General features: G+C 64.3%; 22 protein-coding genes. 14 read left to right on the top strand and 8 right to left on the bottom strand.

Annotated features, from left to right (window positions below):
- Nucleotides 1-97 precede the first annotated feature (97 nt).
- From RBB42_RS22045 to RBB42_RS22075, 7 genes are read left to right on the top strand one after another with little or no spacing between them, the layout of a single operon-like run.
- Entirely contained in the window at nt 98-799 is a 702-nt protein-coding gene (locus tag RBB42_RS22045) for a response regulator transcription factor (protein ID WP_305971677.1), read from the top strand.
- A gap of 3 nt (nt 800-802) precedes the next feature.
- Nucleotides 803-2,521, top strand: a complete 1,719-nt coding sequence (locus RBB42_RS22050; RefSeq protein ID WP_305971676.1) for a sensor histidine kinase — start codon at nt 803-805, stop codon at nt 2,519-2,521.
- Nucleotides 2,522-2,530: 9 nt separating this feature from the next.
- Nucleotides 2,531-2,947 carry an HPr kinase/phosphorylase gene (locus RBB42_RS22055; RefSeq protein ID WP_305971675.1) on the top strand — a complete coding sequence of 139 codons (417 nt, stop codon included), beginning with the start codon at nt 2,531-2,533 and terminating at the stop codon, nt 2,945-2,947.
- 2 nt (nt 2,948-2,949) lie between these two features.
- A complete protein-coding gene (gene rapZ / locus RBB42_RS22060; protein WP_305971674.1) occupies nt 2,950-3,879 on the top strand; it encodes an RNase adapter RapZ in 930 nt (309 codons plus the stop codon).
- Nucleotides 3,876-4,274, top strand: coding sequence for a PTS sugar transporter subunit IIA (locus RBB42_RS22065; RefSeq protein ID WP_305971673.1), 399 nt, complete (start codon nt 3,876-3,878; stop codon nt 4,272-4,274). Before rapZ ends, RBB42_RS22065 begins: the two co-directional genes overlap by 4 nt.
- A 34-nt stretch (nt 4,275-4,308) precedes the next feature.
- The gene (locus RBB42_RS22070; RefSeq protein WP_305971672.1) at nt 4,309-4,587 is read left to right on the top strand and encodes an HPr family phosphocarrier protein; all 279 of its coding nucleotides are present in this window, start codon (nt 4,309-4,311) and stop codon (nt 4,585-4,587) included.
- Nucleotides 4,588-4,633: 46 nt separating this feature from the next.
- Entirely contained in the window at nt 4,634-5,512 is an 879-nt protein-coding gene (locus RBB42_RS22075; RefSeq protein WP_305971671.1) for a lysophospholipid acyltransferase family protein, read from the top strand.
- A 79-nt stretch (nt 5,513-5,591) separates the two neighbouring features.
- Here the strand turns inward: RBB42_RS22075 and RBB42_RS22080 are convergent, their stop codons facing one another.
- Nucleotides 5,592-6,467: a 3-hydroxybutyryl-CoA dehydrogenase gene (locus RBB42_RS22080; RefSeq protein ID WP_305971670.1), complete on the bottom strand. Its 876-nt coding sequence runs from the start codon at nt 6,465-6,467 to the stop codon at nt 5,592-5,594.
- 144 nt (nt 6,468-6,611) lie between these two features.
- Between RBB42_RS22080 and RBB42_RS22085 the strand changes: the two genes are divergently transcribed.
- Nucleotides 6,612-7,442 carry a DUF6473 family protein gene (locus RBB42_RS22085; RefSeq protein WP_305971669.1) on the top strand — a complete coding sequence of 277 codons (831 nt, stop codon included), beginning with the start codon at nt 6,612-6,614 and terminating at the stop codon, nt 7,440-7,442.
- A gap of 71 nt (nt 7,443-7,513) precedes the next feature.
- On the opposite strand, the gene RBB42_RS22090 is transcribed toward RBB42_RS22085, so the two are convergent.
- The 5 genes from RBB42_RS22090 to RBB42_RS22110 all read right to left on the bottom strand — a co-directional run bounded on the left by RBB42_RS22090 (nt 7,514) and on the right by RBB42_RS22110 (nt 14,661).
- Nucleotides 7,514-8,440: an electron transfer flavoprotein subunit alpha/FixB family protein gene (locus RBB42_RS22090; protein WP_305971668.1), complete on the bottom strand. Its 927-nt coding sequence runs from the start codon at nt 8,438-8,440 to the stop codon at nt 7,514-7,516.
- The gene (locus RBB42_RS22095; RefSeq protein WP_305971667.1) at nt 8,440-9,198 is read right to left on the bottom strand and encodes an electron transfer flavoprotein subunit beta/FixA family protein; all 759 of its coding nucleotides are present in this window, start codon (nt 9,196-9,198) and stop codon (nt 8,440-8,442) included. Before RBB42_RS22095 ends, RBB42_RS22090 begins: the two co-directional genes overlap by 1 nt.
- A gap of 399 nt (nt 9,199-9,597) precedes the next feature.
- The gene (locus RBB42_RS22100) at nt 9,598-10,713 is read right to left on the bottom strand and encodes a M48 family metallopeptidase (RefSeq protein ID WP_305971666.1); all 1,116 of its coding nucleotides are present in this window, start codon (nt 10,711-10,713) and stop codon (nt 9,598-9,600) included.
- Nucleotides 10,713-11,933 (bottom strand): YjgN family protein, encoded by a 1,221-nt coding sequence (locus tag RBB42_RS22105; RefSeq protein WP_305971665.1) that lies wholly within the window; start codon nt 11,931-11,933, stop codon nt 10,713-10,715. The genes RBB42_RS22100 and RBB42_RS22105 overlap by 1 nt, the downstream gene beginning before the upstream one ends.
- 304 nt (nt 11,934-12,237) lie before the next feature.
- On the bottom strand, nt 12,238-14,661 hold the full coding sequence (locus tag RBB42_RS22110) for a DNA topoisomerase IV subunit A (RefSeq protein WP_306043830.1): 2,424 nt from the start codon (nt 14,659-14,661) through the stop codon (nt 12,238-12,240).
- A 150-nt stretch (nt 14,662-14,811) separates the two neighbouring features.
- On the opposite strand from RBB42_RS22110, the gene RBB42_RS22115 reads away from it, so the two are divergent.
- The 4 genes from RBB42_RS22115 (at nt 14,812) to RBB42_RS22130 (ending at nt 17,342) form a co-directional block, all read left to right on the top strand.
- On the top strand, nt 14,812-15,603 hold the full coding sequence (locus tag RBB42_RS22115) for an SH3 domain-containing protein (protein WP_305971663.1): 792 nt from the start codon (nt 14,812-14,814) through the stop codon (nt 15,601-15,603).
- Between the two features lie 67 nt (nt 15,604-15,670).
- On the top strand, nt 15,671-16,501 hold the full coding sequence (locus RBB42_RS22120; protein WP_305971662.1) for an SDR family NAD(P)-dependent oxidoreductase: 831 nt from the start codon (nt 15,671-15,673) through the stop codon (nt 16,499-16,501).
- Nucleotides 16,502-16,564: 63 nt separating this feature from the next.
- A complete protein-coding gene (locus tag RBB42_RS22125) occupies nt 16,565-16,765 on the top strand; it encodes a twin transmembrane helix small protein (RefSeq protein WP_043137474.1) in 201 nt (66 codons plus the stop codon).
- Nucleotide 16,766: 1 nt separating this feature from the next.
- A complete protein-coding gene (locus tag RBB42_RS22130; protein ID WP_305971661.1) occupies nt 16,767-17,342 on the top strand; it encodes a cob(I)yrinic acid a,c-diamide adenosyltransferase in 576 nt (191 codons plus the stop codon).
- A 36-nt stretch (nt 17,343-17,378) separates the two neighbouring features.
- Here RBB42_RS22130 and RBB42_RS22135 read toward each other — a convergent pair whose 3' ends face one another.
- A complete protein-coding gene (locus tag RBB42_RS22135) occupies nt 17,379-18,749 on the bottom strand; it encodes a cytochrome P450 (protein WP_305971660.1) in 1,371 nt (456 codons plus the stop codon).
- Between the two features lie 119 nt (nt 18,750-18,868).
- Between RBB42_RS22135 and RBB42_RS22140 the strand changes: the two genes are divergently transcribed.
- Together RBB42_RS22140 and tuf are read left to right on the top strand one after the other, a co-directional pair.
- On the top strand, nt 18,869-19,432 hold the full coding sequence (locus tag RBB42_RS22140; RefSeq protein ID WP_305971659.1) for a hypothetical protein: 564 nt from the start codon (nt 18,869-18,871) through the stop codon (nt 19,430-19,432).
- A gap of 134 nt (nt 19,433-19,566) precedes the next feature.
- A complete protein-coding gene (gene tuf, locus RBB42_RS22145; RefSeq protein WP_305971658.1) occupies nt 19,567-20,742 on the top strand; it encodes an elongation factor Tu in 1,176 nt (391 codons plus the stop codon).
- Nucleotides 20,743-20,958: 216 nt separating this feature from the next.
- Here tuf and RBB42_RS22150 read toward each other — a convergent pair whose 3' ends face one another.
- Entirely contained in the window at nt 20,959-21,180 is a 222-nt protein-coding gene (locus tag RBB42_RS22150; RefSeq protein WP_305971657.1) for a hypothetical protein, read from the bottom strand.
- Between the last annotated feature and the right edge of the window lie 152 nt (nt 21,181-21,332).

The raw sequence follows: 21,332 nt of genomic DNA on the forward strand, positions 1-21,332 counted from the left end.
CGGCATGCCCGATTCGCAGTTAATCGTTGCTGTAAAGCGGAAAATCGCCGATAGTGCGGAAAAAAACAGGCAACCAGAGCAGTATAAGGTCAGCAAAATGTCTAAGATCGCCCTTGTGGACGACGACAGGAATATCCTGATGTCTGTGTCGATGACTCTTGAGGCAGAAGGGTTCGAGGTCGAAACCTACAACGATGGCCAGGCGGCGCTTGATGCCTTCAACAAAAAGATGCCAGACATGGCCGTGTTCGACATCAAGATGCCGCGCATGGACGGCATGGACCTGCTGCAACGGGTACGCCAGAAATCCAAGATGCCCGTGATCTTCCTGACCTCCAAGGACGACGAGATCGACGAGGTTCTGGGCCTGCGCATGGGCGCCGACGACTATGTGAAAAAGCCTTTCAGCCAGCGCCTGTTGGTCGAGCGCATCCGCGCACTGCTGCGCCGCCAGGAGGCGGTGGCCGGCGATGTCGTGGGCGACACCGAAGAGACCAAGCTGATGACCCGCGGCAGCCTGACGATGGACCCGCTGCGCCACGCCGTCAGCTGGAAAGGACAGGACGTATCGCTGACCGTGACGGAATTCCTTCTGTTGCAGGCCCTCGCGCAGCGCCCCGGTTTCGTGAAGTCGCGGGATCAGCTGATGGACGTCGCCTATGACGATCAGGTCTATGTCGACGACCGCACGATCGACAGCCACATCAAGCGCCTGCGCAAGAAGATGCGCACGGTCGACTCCGATTTTTCGGCCATCGAAACGCTTTACGGTATCGGATACCGCTACAACGAAGAGTAAGGGATGGCCCTGGCCGAACATCTCCCGGTGCAGAAAGACCGCCAAGGCGGACGGCGTGATGCGGATGTCGTGTTGGGCGACGACTGGGTCGCACCCGACAGCACGGTCGAAAAGGAACTGCGCGACAGCCGCGCGCGGCGCGGGCTGTTCACGCTCAACCGTTCGCCACTGACGCGCAAGATCATCACCTTCAACCTGATCGCGCTCAACGTGTTGGTCGCGGGAATCCTCTGGTTGAATTCCTCCCGTGACACGCTGGCGGTGCAGCGCGTCAACGCGCTTCAGGCCGAGGTCGAACTGGTTGCAGACGTGTTCGAGGCACAATTGCCGCGCGGCGCGCCCGTCAGTCTTGGCTCCGGCGACGGCATTGACGTGGCCCGCACGGTCGAGGGCATCGACCTGCGAGACGGCGCGCGCCTCTTGGTCTTTGACAGCGCCAGTTTCCTTGTCGGCGAGACACGGGGACGCGTGCCGCCGATCATCCCCCCGGTCGAAGGGGACAAGCCGACGCTGATTTCCGATTTCCTGAACACCATCTGGGACGGTGTAGCGGGCCTGTTCAGCTATTTCGAGACCGAGCCCGACCTCGACCTGGAGGATCGGCTGCGCCGGGCCATCGAATCCGGCGATCCGGCCCTGACCCGTGTCGAAGCTGGTGGTCCCGACGGCGCCACCGTCTTCTTTGCGCTGACCCCGATCCGGCAGGGCGACGCGCTGGTCGGGACGATTGCGCTGGTGTCGCCTGCGACCGAGATCGACGCCGCCGTCAGCGCCGAGCGGGAGCGCGTGCTGCAGATGTTCGTGATCGCCACTCTGGTCTCGATCGGTCTCAGCCTGGTGCTGGCCTCGACCATTTCCAACCCGATTTCCGACCTCGCCGACGCGGCAGAGATCGGGCGCGACCGCAATCGCAAGGCGCGTACCCCGGGCCGTATCCGCATCCCCGACCTGACCGCCCGCCCGGACGAGATCGGACGCCTGTCGGGCGCGCTGCGGGGCATGGTTGGTGCGCTTTACGACCGGATCGACCAGAACGAACAATTTGCCGCCGACGTGGCGCATGAGATCAAGAACCCGCTGGCCTCGTTGCGCTCTGCCGTGGGCAGCCTGCGCATGGTCAAGAAAGAGGATCACCGGGCCAAGCTGCTGGACGTGATCGAACATGACGTGCGCCGGCTGGACCGGCTGGTCAGCGACATTTCCAACGCCTCGCGGCTGGACAGCGAACTGGTCAAGGAAGAAGAGCAGGAATTCAACCTGCTGGAGATGCTGGGAAATCTGACCGAGTTCCTGGGCGAGGACGCGCGCAAGAAGGGCATCGAGTTCATCACCGACCTGCCGAAAAAGCCGGTCACGATCACGGGGTTGGAGCCACGCCTGGCACAGGTCTTCGTCAATCTGATCACAAACGCGATCTCCTTTTGCGAGGATGGCGACGCGATCCGTGTCTGGGCGCGGCGTCGCGACAATCGCGTATTGGTGGTGGTCGAGGACACCGGCCCGGGCATCCCCGAGGAATCGCTGCAAAAGATCTTCAAGCGCTTCTACACATCGCGCCCGCAACAGGATTTCGGCAACAACTCGGGCCTCGGTCTTGCCATATCCAAGCAGATCATCGAGGCGCATGGCGGCGTCATCTGGGCCGAGAACATCCGCCCGACCGAGGCCGATGTAACCTCGGAGCCGCTGGGCGCACGCTTCGTCGTCGGCCTGCCGGTTTGATTTCATCCCATGCGGAAGGTCCTGCATGCCACCTCGGTTGCCGTGGGTGGCCGCGGGCTGTTGATCCGCGGCGCCTCGGGCAGCGGCAAATCGGGCCTGGCGCTGGAAATGATGGCGCGCGGTGCGCAGCTGATCGCCGATGATCGCACGATCGTCACGCGGAAAGACACGCAGCTGATCCTGACGGTCCCCGCCGCGCTGGCAGGCATGATCGAGGCGCGCGCCCTCGGTCTATTGCACGCAGCCCATGTCACCGACATTCCACTGGCCGCCATTCTGGACATGGATGTGGCCGAAAGGCATCGCTTGCCGCCTAACAGGTCCACCCGGCTGCTGGGGGTGGATGTGCCATTGCTTCACAATTCCGCGTCTGAATATTTCCCCGCAGGACTCGTTCACTATCTCAAGTCGGGACGGCGAGAGTAGAGATGGACCACAAGGAAACTGGCAGCGCGCGCATCGTCTTTGTCACCGGCCCCTCGGGCGCCGGGCGGTCGAGCGCGATCAATGTGCTCGAGGACCTGGGTTTCGAGAGCATCGACAACATCCCGCTCAGCCTGGTGCCGCGGTTGGTCGATCACGACACGCCCCCGGCCCGGCCACTTGCGCTGGGCATCGACGTGCGCAACCGCGATTTCAGTGCCGAGGGCTTGTTGCAGCTCTACGAGATCCTGACGGACCAGATGCGCGCCCCCGTCGACCTGTTGTATGTCGATTGCACCGACGAGGTGCTGGTGCGGCGTTATTCCGAAACCCGACGCCGTCACCCGATGGCCCCGGACGAGATGCCGGTGGACGGGGTGGTGCGCGAAAAGGCCCTGCTGACCGATGTGCGGTCGCGCGCCGATATCCTGATCGACACATCGGAACTTTCCGTGCACGACCTGCGGGCCGAATTGGAAGGCTGGTTTGGCGAGGTGACGGGGCAGGGCACCGCCGTCTCGGTGCAGAGCTTTTCCTACAAGCGCGGGCTGCCACAGGGACTGGATGTCGTGTTCGATTGCCGGTTCCTGCGCAATCCCCATTGGGAACCTGACTTGCGCGCCTTTACCGGGCTGGACCCGCAGGTGGCGTCCTTCGTGGCAGGAGATCCCCGTTATGAGGATTTCCTGGACCGGTTGACCGGCCTGGTCCTGTTGATGCTGCCGGCGGTGGTGGCCGAGGGCAAGGCCCATTTCGCCATCGGCTTTGGCTGTACCGGTGGCCAGCACCGGTCGGTTGCCGTCACGGAAAACGTCGCGGCCGCTCTTGCGCAGGAAGGCTGGCGGGTGTCAATTAGGCACCGCGAACTGGAACGTCGCGGCGGCACGCCCGTTTCCGAACGCGGCGTAGGCTTGGTTGGAAAGGTGTCCGGGTGATCGGTATCGTGATCGTCGCGCATGGCGGACTGGCCCGCGAGTATCTCGCGGCGGTCGAGCATGTGGTTGGCACGCAGCCGGCGATGCAGGCGATTTCCATCGAGGCGGATGCCAACCGCGCCGACAAGCAGAACGAGATCTGTGCCGCGGCCGATGCGGTCGATAGCGGCGGCGGGGTGGTGATCGTCACCGACATGTTCGGCGGCTCTCCTTCCAACCTGTCGCTGAACGCCTGCCGCCCCGAAAACCGCCGTATTCTGTACGGCGCGAATCTGCCGATGCTGATCAAGCTGACCAAAAGCCGTAACCTGACCGTTCCAGAAGCGGTACGCCAGGCCCTGGAGGCCGGGCGGAAGTACATTGACAGTCAGAACATTCCGGCGGATCCAACTTGAATGCCTTGATCTGCCACGAGAAAGCCGGGTTCCCATGACCAACTCCGTTCAACGCGCGCTGAAGATCATCAACGAGAAGGGGCTGCATGCCCGCGCCTCTGCCAAACTGGTCGAGGTGGTCGAAGGCTTTGACGCAATGGCCGAGGTCAGCCGCGACGGGATGTCCGCCAGCGGAGACAGTATTATGGGGCTTTTGATGTTGGCAGCCGCGAAAGGAAGCACTATTGAAGTCCAAACCTCGGGGCCGGATGCCGAGGCGCTGGCCGATGCGGTCGAGGCCTTGGTGGCCGACCGTTTCGGGGAAGACTGTTAGCGCCGGTGCCCGGCGCTGACGTGCAAAACGGGACTGTAGCAGGCGCATGGTCGAAAGCACCCAATCGACATCCCTGAGGGGGCGGAGCGTGTCCAGGAATCCTGCACCCTATGACAAGCGTCAGGTCAGTTACGCCAACACGTTCAGCAACCCGTGGAAGGCCAACACGATCCGGACGCTGGAATGGCTGACCGGCAAGATCCCCCTGCTGCGCATGGTGCGGCGGTTCGAACGCATGGGCCCGGTCGAGGGGCAGGCCTTCTGGAGCCAGGCCCTGGGCATCATGGGCATCGACCTGATGACGCCGGCCGAACAGATTGCCCGCATCCCCAAGGATGGCCCGGTGATCATCGTGGCCAACCACCCGCACGGGCTGGTCGACGGGATGGTGCTGGCGGACCTCATTGGCCGTGTGCGCACAGACTACAAGATCCTGACACGTTCGCTTCTGACCGGCGTCAAGGAGGTGGAACCCTTCATGATCCCGGTGCCCTTCCCGCATGAGGAAGACGCGCGCGAGCAGAGCCTGGAAATGCGGGCAAGGGCGATGGATCACCTCAAGTCCGGGGGCGTGATCGTCCTGTTTCCTTCCGGCGTCGTGGCGTCGTCCGATACCTGGTTCGGCACGGCGCAAGAGGCGGGCTGGAACCCCTTTACCGCCAAGATGATCCAGAGATCCGGTGCAACCGTGGTGCCGATCTTCTTTCCGGGCCAGAACAGCCGTGCCTACCAGATCGCCAACAAGCTGTCCGCTACGATCCGCCAGGGGCTCTTGATCCACGAGGTCGTGCACGCCTGCAAGCGGCCGCAAAAGCCGGTCGTCGGTGAGCCGATAACTCCCGAACAGGTCAAGGCCTTTGCGGGCGGCCAGCGCGAGTTCGTCGCCTGGCTGCGCGAGCAGACGCTGGCCCTGCGCGAAGGCTGAGGTTACAGTCTGCCGCCGTGGCCGGCCCGTGCCCGTTCAGGTGCCTCTGCACGCATCCCGGGGCACAGGGCGGTCGGGATCAGCGCGTCGGAACCGGTTCATCACCGCGATAATCGTAGAAACCGCGCCCGGTCTTGCGGCCCAGCCAGCCGGCCTCGACGTATTTGGTCAGCAGCGGGCAGGGGCGGTACTTGGTATCGGCGAGCCCGTCGTGCAGCACGTTCATGATCGCAAGGCAGGTGTCCAACCCGATGAAGTCGGCCAGTTCCAGCGGACCCATCGGGTGGTTGGCGCCCAGTTTCATCGCCATGTCGATCGAGCGGACGTTGCCAACGCCTTCGTACAGCGTATAGCAGGCCTCGTTGATCATCGGGATCAGGATGCGGTTGACGATGAAGGCGGGAAAATCCTCGGCGCTGGCGGCGGTCTTGTCGAGCTTCTCGACCACCGCGAGGCAGCTCTCATAGGTTTCGTGGTCGGTGGCGATGCCCCGGATCAGCTCGACCAGCTTCATCACCGGCACCGGGTTCATGAAATGGAACCCCAGGAACTTCTCGGGGCGGTCGGTCCGGCTGGCCAGTCGCGTGATCGAGATGGATGAGGTGTTCGAGGTCAGGATCGTCTCGGGCTTCAGGTGTGGCAGCAGCGCGGCAAAGATCTTGTCCTTGACCTCTTCGCGCTCGGTCGCGGCCTCGATCACCAGGTCGGTCTGGGCGATTTCGGGCAGGTGCAGCGTGGTGCGGATGCGCGCCATTGTCCGGTCGCGTTCCTCGGAAGAGATCTTCTCGCGGGTGACCTGGCGGTCGAGGTTCTTGCCGATGGTGGCAACGGCCTTGTCCAGTGCCTCCTGGCTGATGTCGTTGAGACGTACCTCGTAGCCTGCCAGCGCCATGACATGGGCAATTCCGTTTCCCATCTGCCCCGCGCCAACGACCCCGATAGACTTGATTTCCATGTCCCGATCCCCTTTTGCCGCGGCCACCATGAACCGGCTTTGGCGGGGCTGCAAGAGTGTCGGATTCGTCTCGCATTGTCACATTAGCAAAATGGCAAGGGCTTTGCCCGATTCTCGCCTTTGGGTGAAAAATGAGGTGGGAAAATGTCTGTACATGGCGGGGGCCATGCGACCCTGGAATACTATCCGTGCCGCTACGGCACGTCACGCGTGCTGTTCCGCGGGCCGCGACGGCAACTCGACGGGCTTTACTTTGCGTTCCTCGGGGGAACGGAAACATACGGTCGGTTCATCGAGCAACCCTTTCCGGCGCTGCTGGAACAGCGGATCAGGCTGGCCTGCGCGAATTTCGGCGTGATCAACGCCGGCGTGGACCTGTACCTGAACGATCCCGGCGTGCTGGACCTAGCGGCCGGGGCCGCCGTCAAGGTGGTGCAGGTGATGGGGGCGCAGAACCTGTCGAACCGATTCTATACCGTGCATCCGCGCCGCAATGATCGTTTCCTGCGTGCCTCGGAAAAGCTTCAGGTGCTCTATCCCGAGATCGATTTTACGGAGTTTCATTTTGTCCGGCACATGCTGGGGCGGCTTGCTGATGTCTCCAGCGACCGGTTTGCCGAGGTTCAGGAAGAACTGCGGATGGCCTGGACGTCACGCATGAAGCAACTGCTTGCGCATCTGCACGGGGATACGGTGCTGCTGTGGTTCGCGGACCATCCCGTGCCCTGTGAACTGCCCGGGCGGCTGGATGGCGATCCGCTGTTCGTGAACCGCGAAATGATCGAGACGCTGCGCCCCAGGGTCAACGAGGTTGTCGAGGTCGTGGCTTCGGGCGCGGCCCTCACCGAAGGTACGCGCGGCATGGTCTTTGGCGACTTCGAGGCCTGCGCCGCGGCCGAACTGATGGGCCCGCTTGCCCACCACGAAGTCGGTGAGGCGCTGACCCCGGTGCTGGGCGCAATGGTTCGGCGTTGACATGAACAAGGCCCGCCTGTCCGGCGGGCCTTGATGTATGTTGCGGGGGGTGCCTTGCACCCAACGCCTGCTTACAGCTTTTCGGTCAGGGCCGGGACGGCCTCGAAGAGGTCGGCGACAAGACCGTAGTCCGCCACCTGGAAGATCGGGGCCTCTTCGTCCTTGTTGATGGCGACGATGACCTTCGAGTCCTTCATGCCGGCAAGGTGCTGGATCGCACCCGAGATGCCGACTGCAACGTAAAGGTCCGGAGCGACGACCTTGCCGGTCTGACCCACCTGCCAATCGTTCGGCGCGAAGCCCGAGTCGACCGCGGCGCGCGAGGCGCCGACAGCGGCGTTCAGCTTGTCCGCCAGCTTTTCGATGATGGCAAAGTCCTCTTGCGAACCAACGCCACGGCCGCCGGAGACAACGACACCGGCCGAGGTCAGCTCGGGGCGGTCGCTTTCGGCCACCTTGTCCTCGACCCATTCGGACAGGCCGGGGTTGTCGCCCGCTGCGATTTCCTCAACAGCTGCCGAACCGCCGGTGGCGGCCGCGTCGAAGGTCGAGGTGCGGAAGGTGATGACCTTGGTCGCGTCCTTGGACTTGACCGTCTGCATCGCGTTGCCGGCGTAGATCGGGCGGACAAAGGTGTCGGCGTCCACGACCTCGGTCACGTCGGTCAGCACCATCACGTCCAAGAGCGCTGCGACGCGGGGCAGGATGTTCTTGGCGTCGGTGGTGGCGGGCGCCACGACGTGGCTGTAGTCGCCGGCAAGCGAGGCGATCAGCGCGGCAACCGGCTCTGCCAGGCGGTGACCGTAGAGGTCATCCTCGGCGACCAGCACCTTGGAAACGCCCTCGATGGTCGCGGCTTCGTCGGCGGCAGCCTTGGCAGAGGCGCCGGCGGCCAGGACGGTCACGTCGCCCAGGGTCTTGGCGGCGGAGACGGTCTTGGCGGTGGCGTCCATCGCCAGCGCGCCGTCGTTGATCTCGGCAATCAGCAGAACGGCCATCACACGATCCCCTTTTCTTTCAGCTTGGCGACAAGCGTATCGACGTCCGGAACGATCTCGCCTGCGGCACGTGCCGCCGGTTCACCGGTCGAGACGATCTCGAGGCGCGGGCTGACGTCGACGCCGTAGTCCTCGGCGGTCTTCTCATCCAGCGGCTTTTTCTTCGCCTTCATGATGTTGGGCAGCGAGGCATAACGCGGTTCGTTCAGGCGCAGGTCGGTCGAGATGATGGTCGGCATCTTGACCTTGACGGTCTGCAGGCCGCCGTCGACCTCTCGGGTGACAACCGCGTGGTCGCCCTCGACGTCGACCTTGTTGGCATACATGGCCTGCGACCAACCCAGCAGGGCCGACAGCATCTGGCCGGTGGCGCCCAGGTCGTTGTCGATGGCCTGCTTGCCGCAGAGCACGAGACCCGGCTCTTCTTCCTTGACGATGGCGGCCAGGATCTTGGCAACGGCCAGCGGCTCGATGTCGGTGTGCACGTCATCGGCGGCCACGACCAGGATGGCGCGGTCGGCGCCCATGGCCAGCGCGGTGCGCAGGGTTTCCTGGCTCTGCTTGACACCGATCGAGACGGCGACGACCTCGTCGACCTTGCCGGCTTCCTTCAGGCGGATCGCCTCTTCCACGGCGATCTCGTCGAAGGGGTTCATCGACATCTTCACGTTCGCCAGATCGACACCGCTGCCATCCGCCTTCACGCGGACTTTCACGTTGTAGTCGATCACGCGCTTGACGGGCACAAGGACCTTCATCTGCGTGTCTCTCCTCAGGTCTACCATTGCCGCGGGCGGACCCGCGAGACTTCCTCGTCGGGTTGTGTAGCCTGCCGTGCCTTGGGGAAACAGCGAAAAATCGTCGCGTTAGCGCCCATACGCGTCGCAATGACGGGACGTTTTCCGGTATACAATCGAATCCATTGCAATCCGGGCGCACGCCAAGGTGCCGCTACGACACCTTTGGCCAAGTTTGCATCATTATACGGCACGGATTCGCGCCCGTAGGCGGTTCAATGTCAGGTCTTGTGTTCGAAACATTCGAGGCGAAGCGTCGTTCCCTGGGATCGAGGCCGACCGGATATGGTTTGCCGTTCCCTCAGGTGGCTAGACCGGCATTCGAGTGTCGAAAGACCCTTTTGTGCTCCGTTTCATGCCCTAACGGCAGATGTTCTGCAGCGCGTGCCACTCTGCATCGCTGAGGATCGGGCGAGTTCCGCTCTGTGATCGTGCGAAATCGCGCGCCTGGTCGGCCCGTTCCGACGTGATCGGGTGAGTCGACAGGTAAGCCGGGATTTCAATGCCCTGCATGTCGTCCAGCGCGTCAAAGAAGCGGGCAAAACCATCGGCGCTCACATCCGCCTGTTGCAGCATGTCCAGCGCAAAGAGATCGGCGGCGGCCTCGGCCTCGCGGGTATAGGCGGCGGTCATCAGCTTTTCCCCCACCAGCGCGATGGCCGCGCCGCCGGAGAAGTCGCCGATGATCATGGTCAGCAGGCCCGCCGACCCCGCGGTGCGCAGGGCGTGCCGCGTGGCATCCCGCGATTCGACATGGCCGATCTCATGCGCCAGGACCCCGGCGACCTCCTCGGGGCTCTCCGCCGTCTCCAGCAGCCCGCGCAGGACGACGACCTGCCCGCCGGGAGCGGCGAAGGCGTTGACCATATCGTGGTCAAAGACCTGGCTGCTGATCTGGTACTGCATCTCGCGGGTTTCGGTCAGCCGCGTGATCATCTTGTCCAGCGCGGCAACGCCCGCCGGATCGGTGCAACGCAGCGATCCGCTGCCGCTGCCCAGAACCCGCTCCATCTGGCGCACGACGACCTTGCCAAAGGCGATCTCGCGTTCGATCGGGATGATCTGGGCCAACGTATTGGCCATCGCGGGCAGGATCACGAAGAGCATCAGGCCGGCGGCCGCCACCGCCCCGCCGGTGTAGATGCCGATCTTGCGCCAAGTGCCCTTGTGCATGTCGGCGCGGAACAGGCCGGGGCGGGTGCGGTGCATCCAGGCGATCAGCTCTGGGTCCAGCAGGATCAGCCGGGCGGGATCGCGCGGCGCCTCGTCGTCGGTATGGGCGTGGCGCGTCAGGGTCAGCCGGGCTTTGTGGCCGGTATCGCTGAGCGCGCGCAGGTCCATCAGGTTCCAGTGCAGCGGTTCGGGCAGGGTGTCGCCGGTGATGATCATGGCCTGCCGGTCGTCGGAAAGGGCGACATGAACATCATGCCGCCCAGCCGTGAGGCCATCGAAGAACTGCGCCTCGGTCTTTTGCATCAGATCGCGCCACCCACGTCCAGCGCATCGGCAAAGCCTTCGGCATCGACACCGGTTTCGGCCTCGCGCTGGGCGATGCGGTTGAGCGCGCCTGCGTTCCGGATCTTGAGCGTCTCGACATAGTGGCCGAGGATCGGCTGGGTGATCAGGATCATGCTCAGCGCCTGTACCACGACCAGCGCGACGATATAGCCGATCGCCATGACCACGCCGAACATCGCGATGGCCACGCCGGACCCGTCCTGCATCAGCGGGATGAACCCGGCCGCCAGGGCGCCGACGATCCCGAAGGCCACCGAAGCCAGGAGGCTGAGCAGCAGGCCGCCGAGGATGTAGGTCTTGATCACAAAGCCGGTGCGCGGCTGGGCGTCAAAGCGGATCTCGTCCCCCAGCACCTTGTTGCGGCTGAGGTAGCCAAAGCTTTGCACGCTGTAGTGGACAGAGCCGAAAAAGAACCAGATGTAGCCGACAAAGATGCCGATCCCGCCCATGACGGCCAGTCCGACGGTCTCGCCGCTGGCGGCGCCGGCCAGGGCGATGCCGCTGACGACCATGATGCCGATGGCGATCAGGATATGGGTCATGGCCTTGTAGAGGTCGCTCCACTTGCCTTCCTGGTGGAACCGCGCGCTGCCGTAGTAGCTGCGGTCGGCCATGTATTTTTCCAACTTGAAGGTCTGCAGCGGCAGCAGGATCCCCAGCGTGATCGCGGCCAGCAGGCCATAGCCGATGGCGCGCAGGACGTAGCCCCAGGCGCCCTTTTCCATGCCGAAGCGGATGCCGCGCCAGCGAGTGCGGGCCATCTTGTAGCGGCGGGCGCGGTACATGGCGTACAGGACAAAGGGCAGCACCGCGAAGAAGGTGATGTAGATCGCCGCGACCTGCGCGATGGCCTCCTGTGTCGAGGCGGTTTCCGGATCGACCATGATGTTCAGTCCGGCGTAGAACAGCACCATCTGGATGATGCCGACGTAGATCGCCAGAAAGACGACGGCGACGAGGAAGCCGAGGAACTTCTCGACCCCGGTGCCGGTGTATTCGAAGGTGTCGCCCCCGGCGTCGACCGAGGACCAGATGTACTTGCGGATACGGGTTTTTTGCCAGAACCGGTAGATGCCCAGAGTGACGACGGTCAGAAGGCCGGTTTTCAGGGCGAGGCCGAACAATGGGCCTTTTTCGCCGGTATAGCGGATGTCCATCAAATCTTGATCGGTATGCATTTTGCTTGTCTTTCTTTGGCGGAAACGGACGCAGGAGCGGATGCGCGGAACATGGCGCTAGGATGCTGCCAGTGCAAAGAGGCGTAAAGTCGGGAATGCCTGCCCTTTGGGCGCTGTTGCTGATTGACGTCAGAACGCTGCGGCGCGTGTGCTTGCGAGCGAAGGAGCCTGCCCTGGTACCGCCAGAGCAGGCTTGGCCAAAGGACGCATTTACGGTGTTCCTGCACCCAGGAATCCACGGACCTGGAAAGGTGCGGTCTGGTTAACCTATTGTTAAGGCGTGATGTTTCGCGCGCGAAACGGGTCAGGTGAACTTGTTGTCCCGCGGAAAGCCGCGCGGCGCCATGCGGCCCGTCCCGGCGCGCTTGCCGGTCCATTCCTCCAGCGCCGTTTCGGTCCGGGTCCGCCCCGCCGGATCTTGCCAGCTCAGGCCATCGGCCAGGGTAAAGGTCCGCGCGTCCGACAGCCCGCCGTCCTTGTACTTTTGCAGGCGCACACCCTTGCCGCGGCCCATCTCGGGCAGTTCTTCCAGCGCAAAGACCAGCACCTTGCGGTTCTCGCCGACCACCGCGACGTGATCGCCATCGACGGGTTTGCAGACCATCGCGCGCGACGGCGCACGCACGTTCAGAACCTGCTTGCCGCTGCGGGTCTGGGCGATGACCTCGTCCTCGGGCACGATGAACCCGTCCCCGGCAGAAGAGGCCACCAGCAGCTTGCGCCCCGGCTTGTGTATGAAGATGTCGATGATCTCGGCCTCGTTCGGCAGATCAACCATCAGGCGCAGAGGTTCCCCCATGCCGCGCCCGCCGGGCAGGTTGGCCGCCGAGACCGTGTAGAACCGTCCCGTCGAGGCAAAGACCAGCAGGCGGTCGGTGGTTTCCGCGTGGAAGATGAAGCGAGGGCCGTCGCCGTCCTTGAACTTCAGCTCGCGGTCCAGCGCGATATGGCCGGTCATCGCACGGATCCAACCCATCTGCGAGCAGACCACGGTGATCGGCTCGCGCTCGATCATCGCCTCCAGCGGGACCTCCTCGGCCTCTGCCGCCTCGGCCAGCGAGGTCAGGCGCGCACCGCGGTCCAGCCCCTTGCCGAACTTCTTCTTCACCTCTTTCAGCTCTTCGCCGATGCGGGACCATTGCAGGTCCTCGCTGTCCAGAAGATCCTCGAGGCCCGCGCGCTCTTCCATCAGGGCGTCGCGTTCCTTGACCAGTTCCAGCTCTTCCAGCCGGCGCAAGCTGCGCAGGCGCATGTTGAGGATCGCCTCGGCCTGCACGTCCGACAGCCCCTCGGACCGGCCAACGAAACGTGCGGGCACCTTGCCGTCCGTACCGTCATCGGCCAGCACGCCGCGCGCGATGGCCTCGGGGTCTTCGCGCAGGTCCAGCGATTTGACGTCGATGCCCGCCAGCGGCGAAACATAGTCGCGCTCATCGGTGGCGCGGACGACGGTGTCCTGGTGCGGCTTGGACCAGTCCTCGTACATCAGGGCGGCCTTGGGGTCATCGTCGTAGCGGATGATGTCGATCACCCGGTCGAGGTTCAGGAAGGCGACGATCAGCCCCTCCAGCACCTCCAGCCGGTTGTCGATCTTGGCCATCCGGTGTTTCGACCGGCGGATCAGCACCTCGCGCCGGAAGTCGAGGAAGGCGCGCAGCACCTCCTTGAGCGAGCAGACCTTGGGCGTCACGCCGTCGATCAGCACGTTCATGTTTAGCGAGAACCGGATTTCGAGGTCCGAGTTGCGGAACAGCATGTTCATCAGGACATCCGGGTCCACGTTCTTGGACTTCGGCTCCAGGATCATGCGGATGTCCTCGGCGCTTTCGTCGCGCACGTCGGCGAGGATCGGCACCTTCTTGGTCTGGATCAGTTCCGCGATGCGTTCGACCAGCTTGGACTTCTGCACCTGGTACGGGATTTCCGTCACGACAACCTGCCAGGTGCCGCGGCCAAGATCCTCGATGTGCCAGCGGGCGCGCAGCCGGATGCTGCCGCGGCCGGTGCGATAGGCCGTTGCGATGTTCTCGGGCGGTTCCACGATGACGCCGCCCGTCGGGAAATCGGGGCCGGGGACATATTGCAGCAGCGTGTCGTCCACCGCGTTCGGAGACTTGATCAGGTGCAGGGAGGCATTGATCAGCTCGACGATGTTGTGCGGCGGGATATTGGTCGCCATGCCCACCGCGATGCCCGAAGAGCCATTGGCCAGCAGGTTGGGGTAGGAGGCCGGCAGGACCGAGGGTTCCATCAGGCGGCCGTCGTAGTTGGGCCGGAAGTCGACGGAGTTTTCGTCCAGCCCTTCGAGCAGCGCCTCGGCCATGATGGTCATGCGCGCCTCGGTGTAGCGCGAGGCAGCCGGGTTGTCGCCGTCGATGTTGCCAAAGTTGCCCTGGCCGTCGACCAGCGGGTAACGAATGGTGAAATCCTGCGCCAGGCGCGCCATCGCGTCATAGATCGCCGCGTCGCCGTGCGGGTGGAAATCCCCCATGGTGTCGCCGCTGATCTTGGCGGATTTCAGGAAGCCTCCGGTGGAACTCAACCGCAGCCTGCGCATTGCATACAGGATACGCCGGTGCACCGGCTTCAACCCGTCGCGGGCATCGGGCAGCGCCCTGTGCATGATCGTGCTGAGCGCATAGGTCAGGTAACGGTCGCCGATGGCGCGCCGCAATGGCTCTGCTTGATCGCGTTCGGGCATGTTGGGGATATCGGCGTCCTCGTCCATAGATGTGGTGATACCTGCGCCACATCGCAGCGGCAAGCCGCCGGATGGGAAAAAACAGCGCCGAAGACCCTACGAGGGGCGCGTCAAATCGGCTATCAACGGACGATGCCGCCCGGTCGGTGGGGCGGTGACTGAATGGAGACCTGGGGAATGATTGTCCGCGGCACGATGCTGATGACCTTTCTGCTGTTGGGCGTGGCCTGGTGGCAGCTCTCGGGGGGCAGCGATTTCGAACCCGGAGAGCATGGCGTTACCATCCTGGCGGACGTGAGACCGAGCACGCCGCAGGTACGCCCGCTGGACAATTCCCTGACCGCGCGCCGCCCCGATCCCGCGCCGGAACCCGCCGCAGAGCCGCGGGTCAGCTCGCTTGCGCCGCGCGATCCGCTGCCGTCCAAGACCGTCCGCGCGCCCGAGCCCGAGCCGGAGGTTGCCGATCCCGCATCGCAGGTCGTGACCCCCGCGCCGGAGGCCGCGAGTCCCGACCCAGAGGACGAGATCGCCGCCGCACTGGCCGATGCGATCGTCAAGGACAACACACCGCCGCCAGCGCCCGATGCGGCGGAGCCGGCTGATGAACTCGCGCGTTCGCTAGCGGATGCGCTGGGGCCGGGCGTGATCCCCGAGTCCGTTGGGCCGGAAGACCCGATTCCGCAGATCGCGGGCCTGGGCGATGGTGCGCCGCTGGGATCGCGGGTGGGCGATGGCGCGGCGCCCGTGGTGGCGCCGGACGAGCGTGACCTGCGTATCGTGACCGGCACGCGGGTGAACCTGCGCGATGGACCGGCGACCAGCTATGATGTGATCACCCAGCTGTTCGAGGGCGACGAGGTCGAGGTGCTGGACGACACCGGCGACGGCTGGGTCAGGCTGCGGGTGCTGAGTGGGCTTGACGAGGCGACCGGCTGGATGTCCGACGATTTCCTCGAGGCGGCGGACTAGGTTGCGGGCTGGGGCGCGCTGGTCGGACGCGCTTTCATTTGCCGTTGGCCTGTCCTAAATCGCGCCCATGACGACACGCAGCATTCTCATCACCGGCTGTTCCTCTGGCATCGGGTACGACGCGGCGCACGGGCTGAAGGCGCGTGGCTGGCGTGTCTTTGCCGCCTGCCGGCAAGAGGCGGATTGCGAAAGGCTGCGCGCCGAGGGGTTCGAAAGTCCGCGGCTGGACTACACTGACCCCGCCAGCATCGCATCCGCTCTGGATAAGGTCCTGGCCGCCACGGGCGGTACGCTGGATGCGCTGTTCAACAACGGTGCCTATGCCATGCCGGGCGCCTCGGAGGATCTGCCGGTCCAGGCGCTGCGCGAGATCTTCGAGGCGAATGTCTTTGGCTGGCACGACTTGACGCGGCGGGTGATCCCCGTCATGCGGGCGCAGGGGCATGGGCGGATCGTCAATCACAGTTCGGTTCTGGGCCTTGTCGTGGCGCCCTGGCGGTCGGCCTACAACGCGACCAAGCACGCCACCGAAGCCCTGACCGACACCCTGAGAATCGAGATGCGCGACACGCCGATCCATGTCGTCACGCTGAACACCGGGCCGGTGACGTCAAGGATCCGGGTCAACGCGATCCCGCATTTCGAACGCTGGATCGACTGGCAGACCAGCCCGCGCAGGGCCCAGTACGAAGCGAAGCTGCTGAAACGCCTGTACGAGGATCGCGGGCCGGATACCTTTGAACTGCCGCCATCGGCGGTGACCGCGAAACTGGTCCACGCTCTGGAAAGCCCGCGCCCGCGCCCGCGCTACTACATCACCACCGCGACCTGGTTGATGGGTGGCTTGCGGCGTCTGTTGCCGACCCGGGCGATGGACTGGCTGGTGGCCAAGGGGTGACTCTACGCCCTGTCGCCTTTTCGAACATGTCCGCTATGTGAGACGCAAAACCCGGGAGATATCATGGCCAAGGATCCATTGTTCATCGTCGTCGGTGTCGCCGTTCTGGTGGTGCTCGGCATTCTGCTTTTCGGCATCGGGACCTTTGCCAAGGGTGGAGAATTCAACAGGAAACACGCAAACAAGGTGATGCGCTGGCGGATCGCGGCGCAGTTCATCGCGGTGATTCTGATCCTGGCGTTCGTCTGGATCCGGGGGAAATGACATGGTTGTTCTAAGCAAGATCTACACAAAGACCGGCGATGCCGGGGAAACCGCGCTGGGCAATGGCGCGCGCGTGGCGAAGTTTTCCACGCGGGTGACGGCCTATGGCACGGTGGACGAGCTGAATTCGGTCGTCGGGCTGGCACGTCTGCAGGCCGAAGGTGAGCTTGAGGGCCAGCTGAGCCGCATCCAGAACGACCTGTTCGACCTGGGCGCAGACCTGTGCACGCCCGACATGGAAAAGGACACCGAGCGGGAATATCCGCCGCTGCGCATGGACGCGAGCCAGGTGACGCGGCTTGAGACCGAAATCGACGGGATGAACGGACGGCTGGAGCCGCTGCGGAGCTTCATCCTGCCCGGCGGCACGGCCCTTGCGGCGCATCTGCACCATTGTCGGACGGTGGCCCGCCGGGCGGAACGTTTCGTGGTGGAACTGGCCACTATGGAGACGGTGAACCCGGAAGCGGTCAAATACCTCAACCGCCTGTCCGACTGGTTCTTTGTTGCGTCGCGGATCGCCAATGACGACGGCAAGGCGGATGTCTTGTGGGTTCCGGGCGCGAACCGGTCGTAAGACCGGTGTCCTTTGCGAGCTTGGTGGAGCGTGTGTCTAGAGAACCCGCTCTGCCTCCAGCCAGACGCCGCCTTCAGGCCTCAGGGTCAGGATCATCACGGGTTTCGGATCGCGCCCCTTCACGGGTGTGAACCGGAAATTGGCCAGCAGGGTCGACAGGATGATCACGGCCTCCTGCAGGGCGAAACTGGCCCCGATGCAGATGCGCGGGCCGTCTCCGAAAGGCAGATAGGCATAGCGGTCCGGCCTGTCCCCGGCCCAACGGTCCGGCCGAAAGGCCTGCGGATCCTCCCACAGTGCGTCGTGCCGGTGCAGCGCGTAGATCGGCAGCATCACCGTGTCGCCCGGCAGGATGCGCGTGCCGCACAGCCTGTCCTCTGCCAGTGCCGTGCGCGACACCAGCCCGCCGGGCGGGTATAGCCGCAACGCCTCGTCCACCACCTGCCGGGTAAAGGTCAGCCGCGGGACATCCTCGCCCCGGGCCAGGCCATCCGACAGCACGGCCTGCGCCTCGGCCCGGGCGCGATCCTGCGCTTCCTGGTCGAAAGCCATGAGGTAGAGCGCCCAGGAAAGCGCCAGGGCTGTTGTTTCGTGCCCGGCCACGATGAAGGTCAGCAGGTTGTCGCGCAGCTCTGGCAGGCTCATCTTGCGCCCGCTCTCCGGATCTTCACCCGCGAGCAGCAGGTCGAGCAGGTCCGGCACGTCGCCCGGGCCTTCGTCGATACGGCGCTGGATGGCGCGGTCGGCCACATCGCGCATCTCGGTCACGCCGCCGGCCCGCAGGCGGCCCGGACGCGGCACCCAGTCGGGAAAGCCCAGAACGTCGAAAAGCGAGACCTTGCCAGCCTCTGAGATATAGGCGTCGATGGCCTGATGGACGGCATCGCGCTGAAAGCCTTCGCCTGACGAAAACGTGACATCCGAAATCACGTCAAACGTGGTGGTGACCATTTCCTGCATCATCTCGACGGCACGCGGCCCGGCCCCCGCGATCCTTGCGACGGACCGCTCCGCGGCGCGGGTCATCACGGGGGCAAGGTTGAGCACGTTGCGATGCGAAAAGGCGGGGGCGGCCGTGCGCCGCTGCCACCGCCAGTGCGCGCCCTCGGCGATGAACAGGGAGTCGCCGACGGCCGGACGCAGAAGGTTCTTTGTCACCAGGGACTTGGGGTAGGTGTCGAGGTTCTCCAAAAGGACCCGTCGGATCGCCCCGGGATCCATCACCATGTGCCAGCGCCGACCGGTTCTGCCGGAAACGATGCGGCGTTGCAGCGCCACCTCGGGGATGATCGACAGCACGTTTTCGCGCGTGGCCCGCAGGCTGTCCCACAGGCCCAGCGGGCGGGTGACAAGCGGGACACGGACGGGCAGGCGGTCCGGATCCTGTGCTGGGGATGATCGGGTCATCTGTGGCTCCACGGTCGCTGTTGCAAAGATAGGGGCCGCGTGGGGGTCGACAAAACCCCCGTCCGATTGCACGCAGACGGGTGGCGCGTTATCGCAAGCGCCGACAAGGAGGGATGTCTATGATCCGGATCGCTGCCGTATTGCTGCTGGCCCTGGGGTTGGCCGCCTGCACGGATGCCACGAAGGACCTCGCCGGCCCGACAGAGCCTTTGGGGGATTTCTCGCTGGGCTATGTTGCCGTCGTGACCGAAAAACCCGAGCCGGCCAAGCTCTTGGTGTCGCGCGACGCGACGCCGGAGGAATGGATCGAAACCGTGGACGGTGCGATGCAACAGCGCTTTACCCGGTTCGAGGGCGAGCGTCTTTATCACCTCGGCATCAAGGTCATCGCCTATTCGCTGCCGCCGCCGGTGGTGCCGGGCAAATCGGCCCTGCATGTCGCGGTGACGGTCTTTGACGATGGCAACTGCGTCAAGATGAACAACAAGGCGCATGACATCATGGTCATCCAGGTCTTCGAATCGCGCCTGCAGCTGACCCGTGAAGAGCAGATGCAGAAGCTGGCCGAAGCCGCCGCGCTGGACATGGAGAAATGGCTGCGCGAGATGCAGGAGAGCGACGACTGGTTCACCGAGGACTATACGCCGCCCGCCAATGCAAAGCGCGTGCAGGGGGCCTGCTGAGACAGGTCCCGGCCTTGGCCCGACACGGGCCAGGGCCCACTAGGTGCTTGATTTTCGCTGCCCGACTCAATAAACGGCGCGCGATGAAACTCGGGGCGCGTCGGCGGCCCCCTCTAACGTGAGGCGTCTGAGAGATGGCAAAGGAAAAGTTTGAACGCGGCAAGCCGCACTGCAACATCGGCACCATTGGTCACGTTGACCACGGCAAGACGACGCTGACGGCGGCGATCACCAAGTACTTTGGTGACTTCAAGGCCTACGACCAGATCGACGGCGCGCCCGAAGAGAAGGCCCGCGGGATCACCATCTCGACGGCGCACGTGGAATACGAGACCGACGCCCGCCACTACGCGCACGTCGACTGCCCCGGCCACGCCGACTACGTCAAGAACATGATCACCGGTGCCGCGCAGATGGACGGCGCGATCCTGGTGGTGAACGCCGCTGACGGCCCGATGCCGCAGACGCGCGAGCACATCCTGCTGGGCCGCCAGGTCGGCATCCCGGCGATGGTCGTGTTCCTGAACAAGGTCGACCAGGTGGACGACGAGGAGCTGCTGGAGCTCGTGGAAATGGAAGTCCGCGAACTGCTGTCCGAGTACGACTTCCCGGGCGACGACGTTCCGATCATCGCCGGTTCGGCGCTGGCCGCTCTCGAAGGCCGTGACCCGGAAATCGGCGAAGAGAAGATCAAGGAACTGATGGCCGCCGTGGACGAGTACATCCCGCAGCCGGAGCGTGCCGTCGACCAGCCCTTCCTGATGCCGATCGAAGACGTGTTCTCGATCTCGGGCCGCGGTACCGTTGTGACCGGCCGTGTCGAGCGTGGCGTGATCAACGTCGGTGACGAAATCGAGATCGTGGGCATCCGCGACACCTCGAAGACGACCTGCACCGGTGTCGAGATGTTCCGCAAGCTGCTGGACCGCGGCGAAGCCGGCGACAACATCGGCGCGCTGCTGCGCGGTGTCGACCGTGACGGCGTCGAGCGTGGCCAGGTTCTCTGCAAGCCGGGCTCGGTCAAGCCGCACACCAAGTTCGAGTGCGAGGTCTACATCCTGACCAAGGAAGAAGGCGGCCGTCACACGCCGTTCTTCAAGAACTACCGTCCGCAGTTCTACTTCCGCACCACCGACGTGACCGGCACGGTTGAACTGCCCGAGGGCACCGAGATGGTGATGCCGGGCGACAACCTGAAGTTCAACGTCGAGCTGATCGCGCCGATCGCGATGGAAGACGGCCTGCGCTTCGCCATCCGCGAAGGCGGCCGCACCGTCGGTTCGGGCGTCGTCTCCAAGATCATCGAGTAAGGCGCCCGCCGCCACTCGGCTGAAAGCATTGGAAGGGCGCCCCGACCGGGGCGCCCTTTTTCCTTGCGTGTTGTCCTTGTGTGGGGCGGCACTCGCGATCAAGCAGAACCCGCAAAATTTAAAAGCCGCCCGGGGTCCGGGCGGCTTTTTCGCGTGGAGCGGCTCTGCCAGTCGCCCGGGAGTGAGGCGCTTGGCAGAGCCGGGCATCCTTGCGCATCAGTTCAGGAAAGCGCGGATGAGAGCCTGCTTTTCGCTGTTGCTGTCGCCGCTCTTGAGAGCGTTGTTGATGGCGAGCACTTCGGCTGCGCTGAGGCCCGAGAAATCGGCGCCGGGCAGGACGTACTTGGCTTCGCTGTCCAACTGGGGGGCGGTCATGGCGTTCGCGGCACCGGTCAGGGCTGCGGTTGCGACGAGGGCGGATGCGATCAGGGTTTTCATGTCAGTATCCTTTCTGTTGACGGTTGTTGTCGTGGTTGCCCAAGGGGCGATCAGTTCAGGAAAGCGCGGATGAAGGCCTGCTTTTCGCTGTTGCTGTCGCCGCTCTTGAGAGCGTTGTTGATGGCGAGCACTTCGGCTGCGCTGAGGCCCGA

Source organism: Mameliella sp. MMSF_3455, assembly GCF_030733205.1.
GTDB lineage: Bacteria > Pseudomonadota > Alphaproteobacteria > Rhodobacterales > Rhodobacteraceae > Antarctobacter.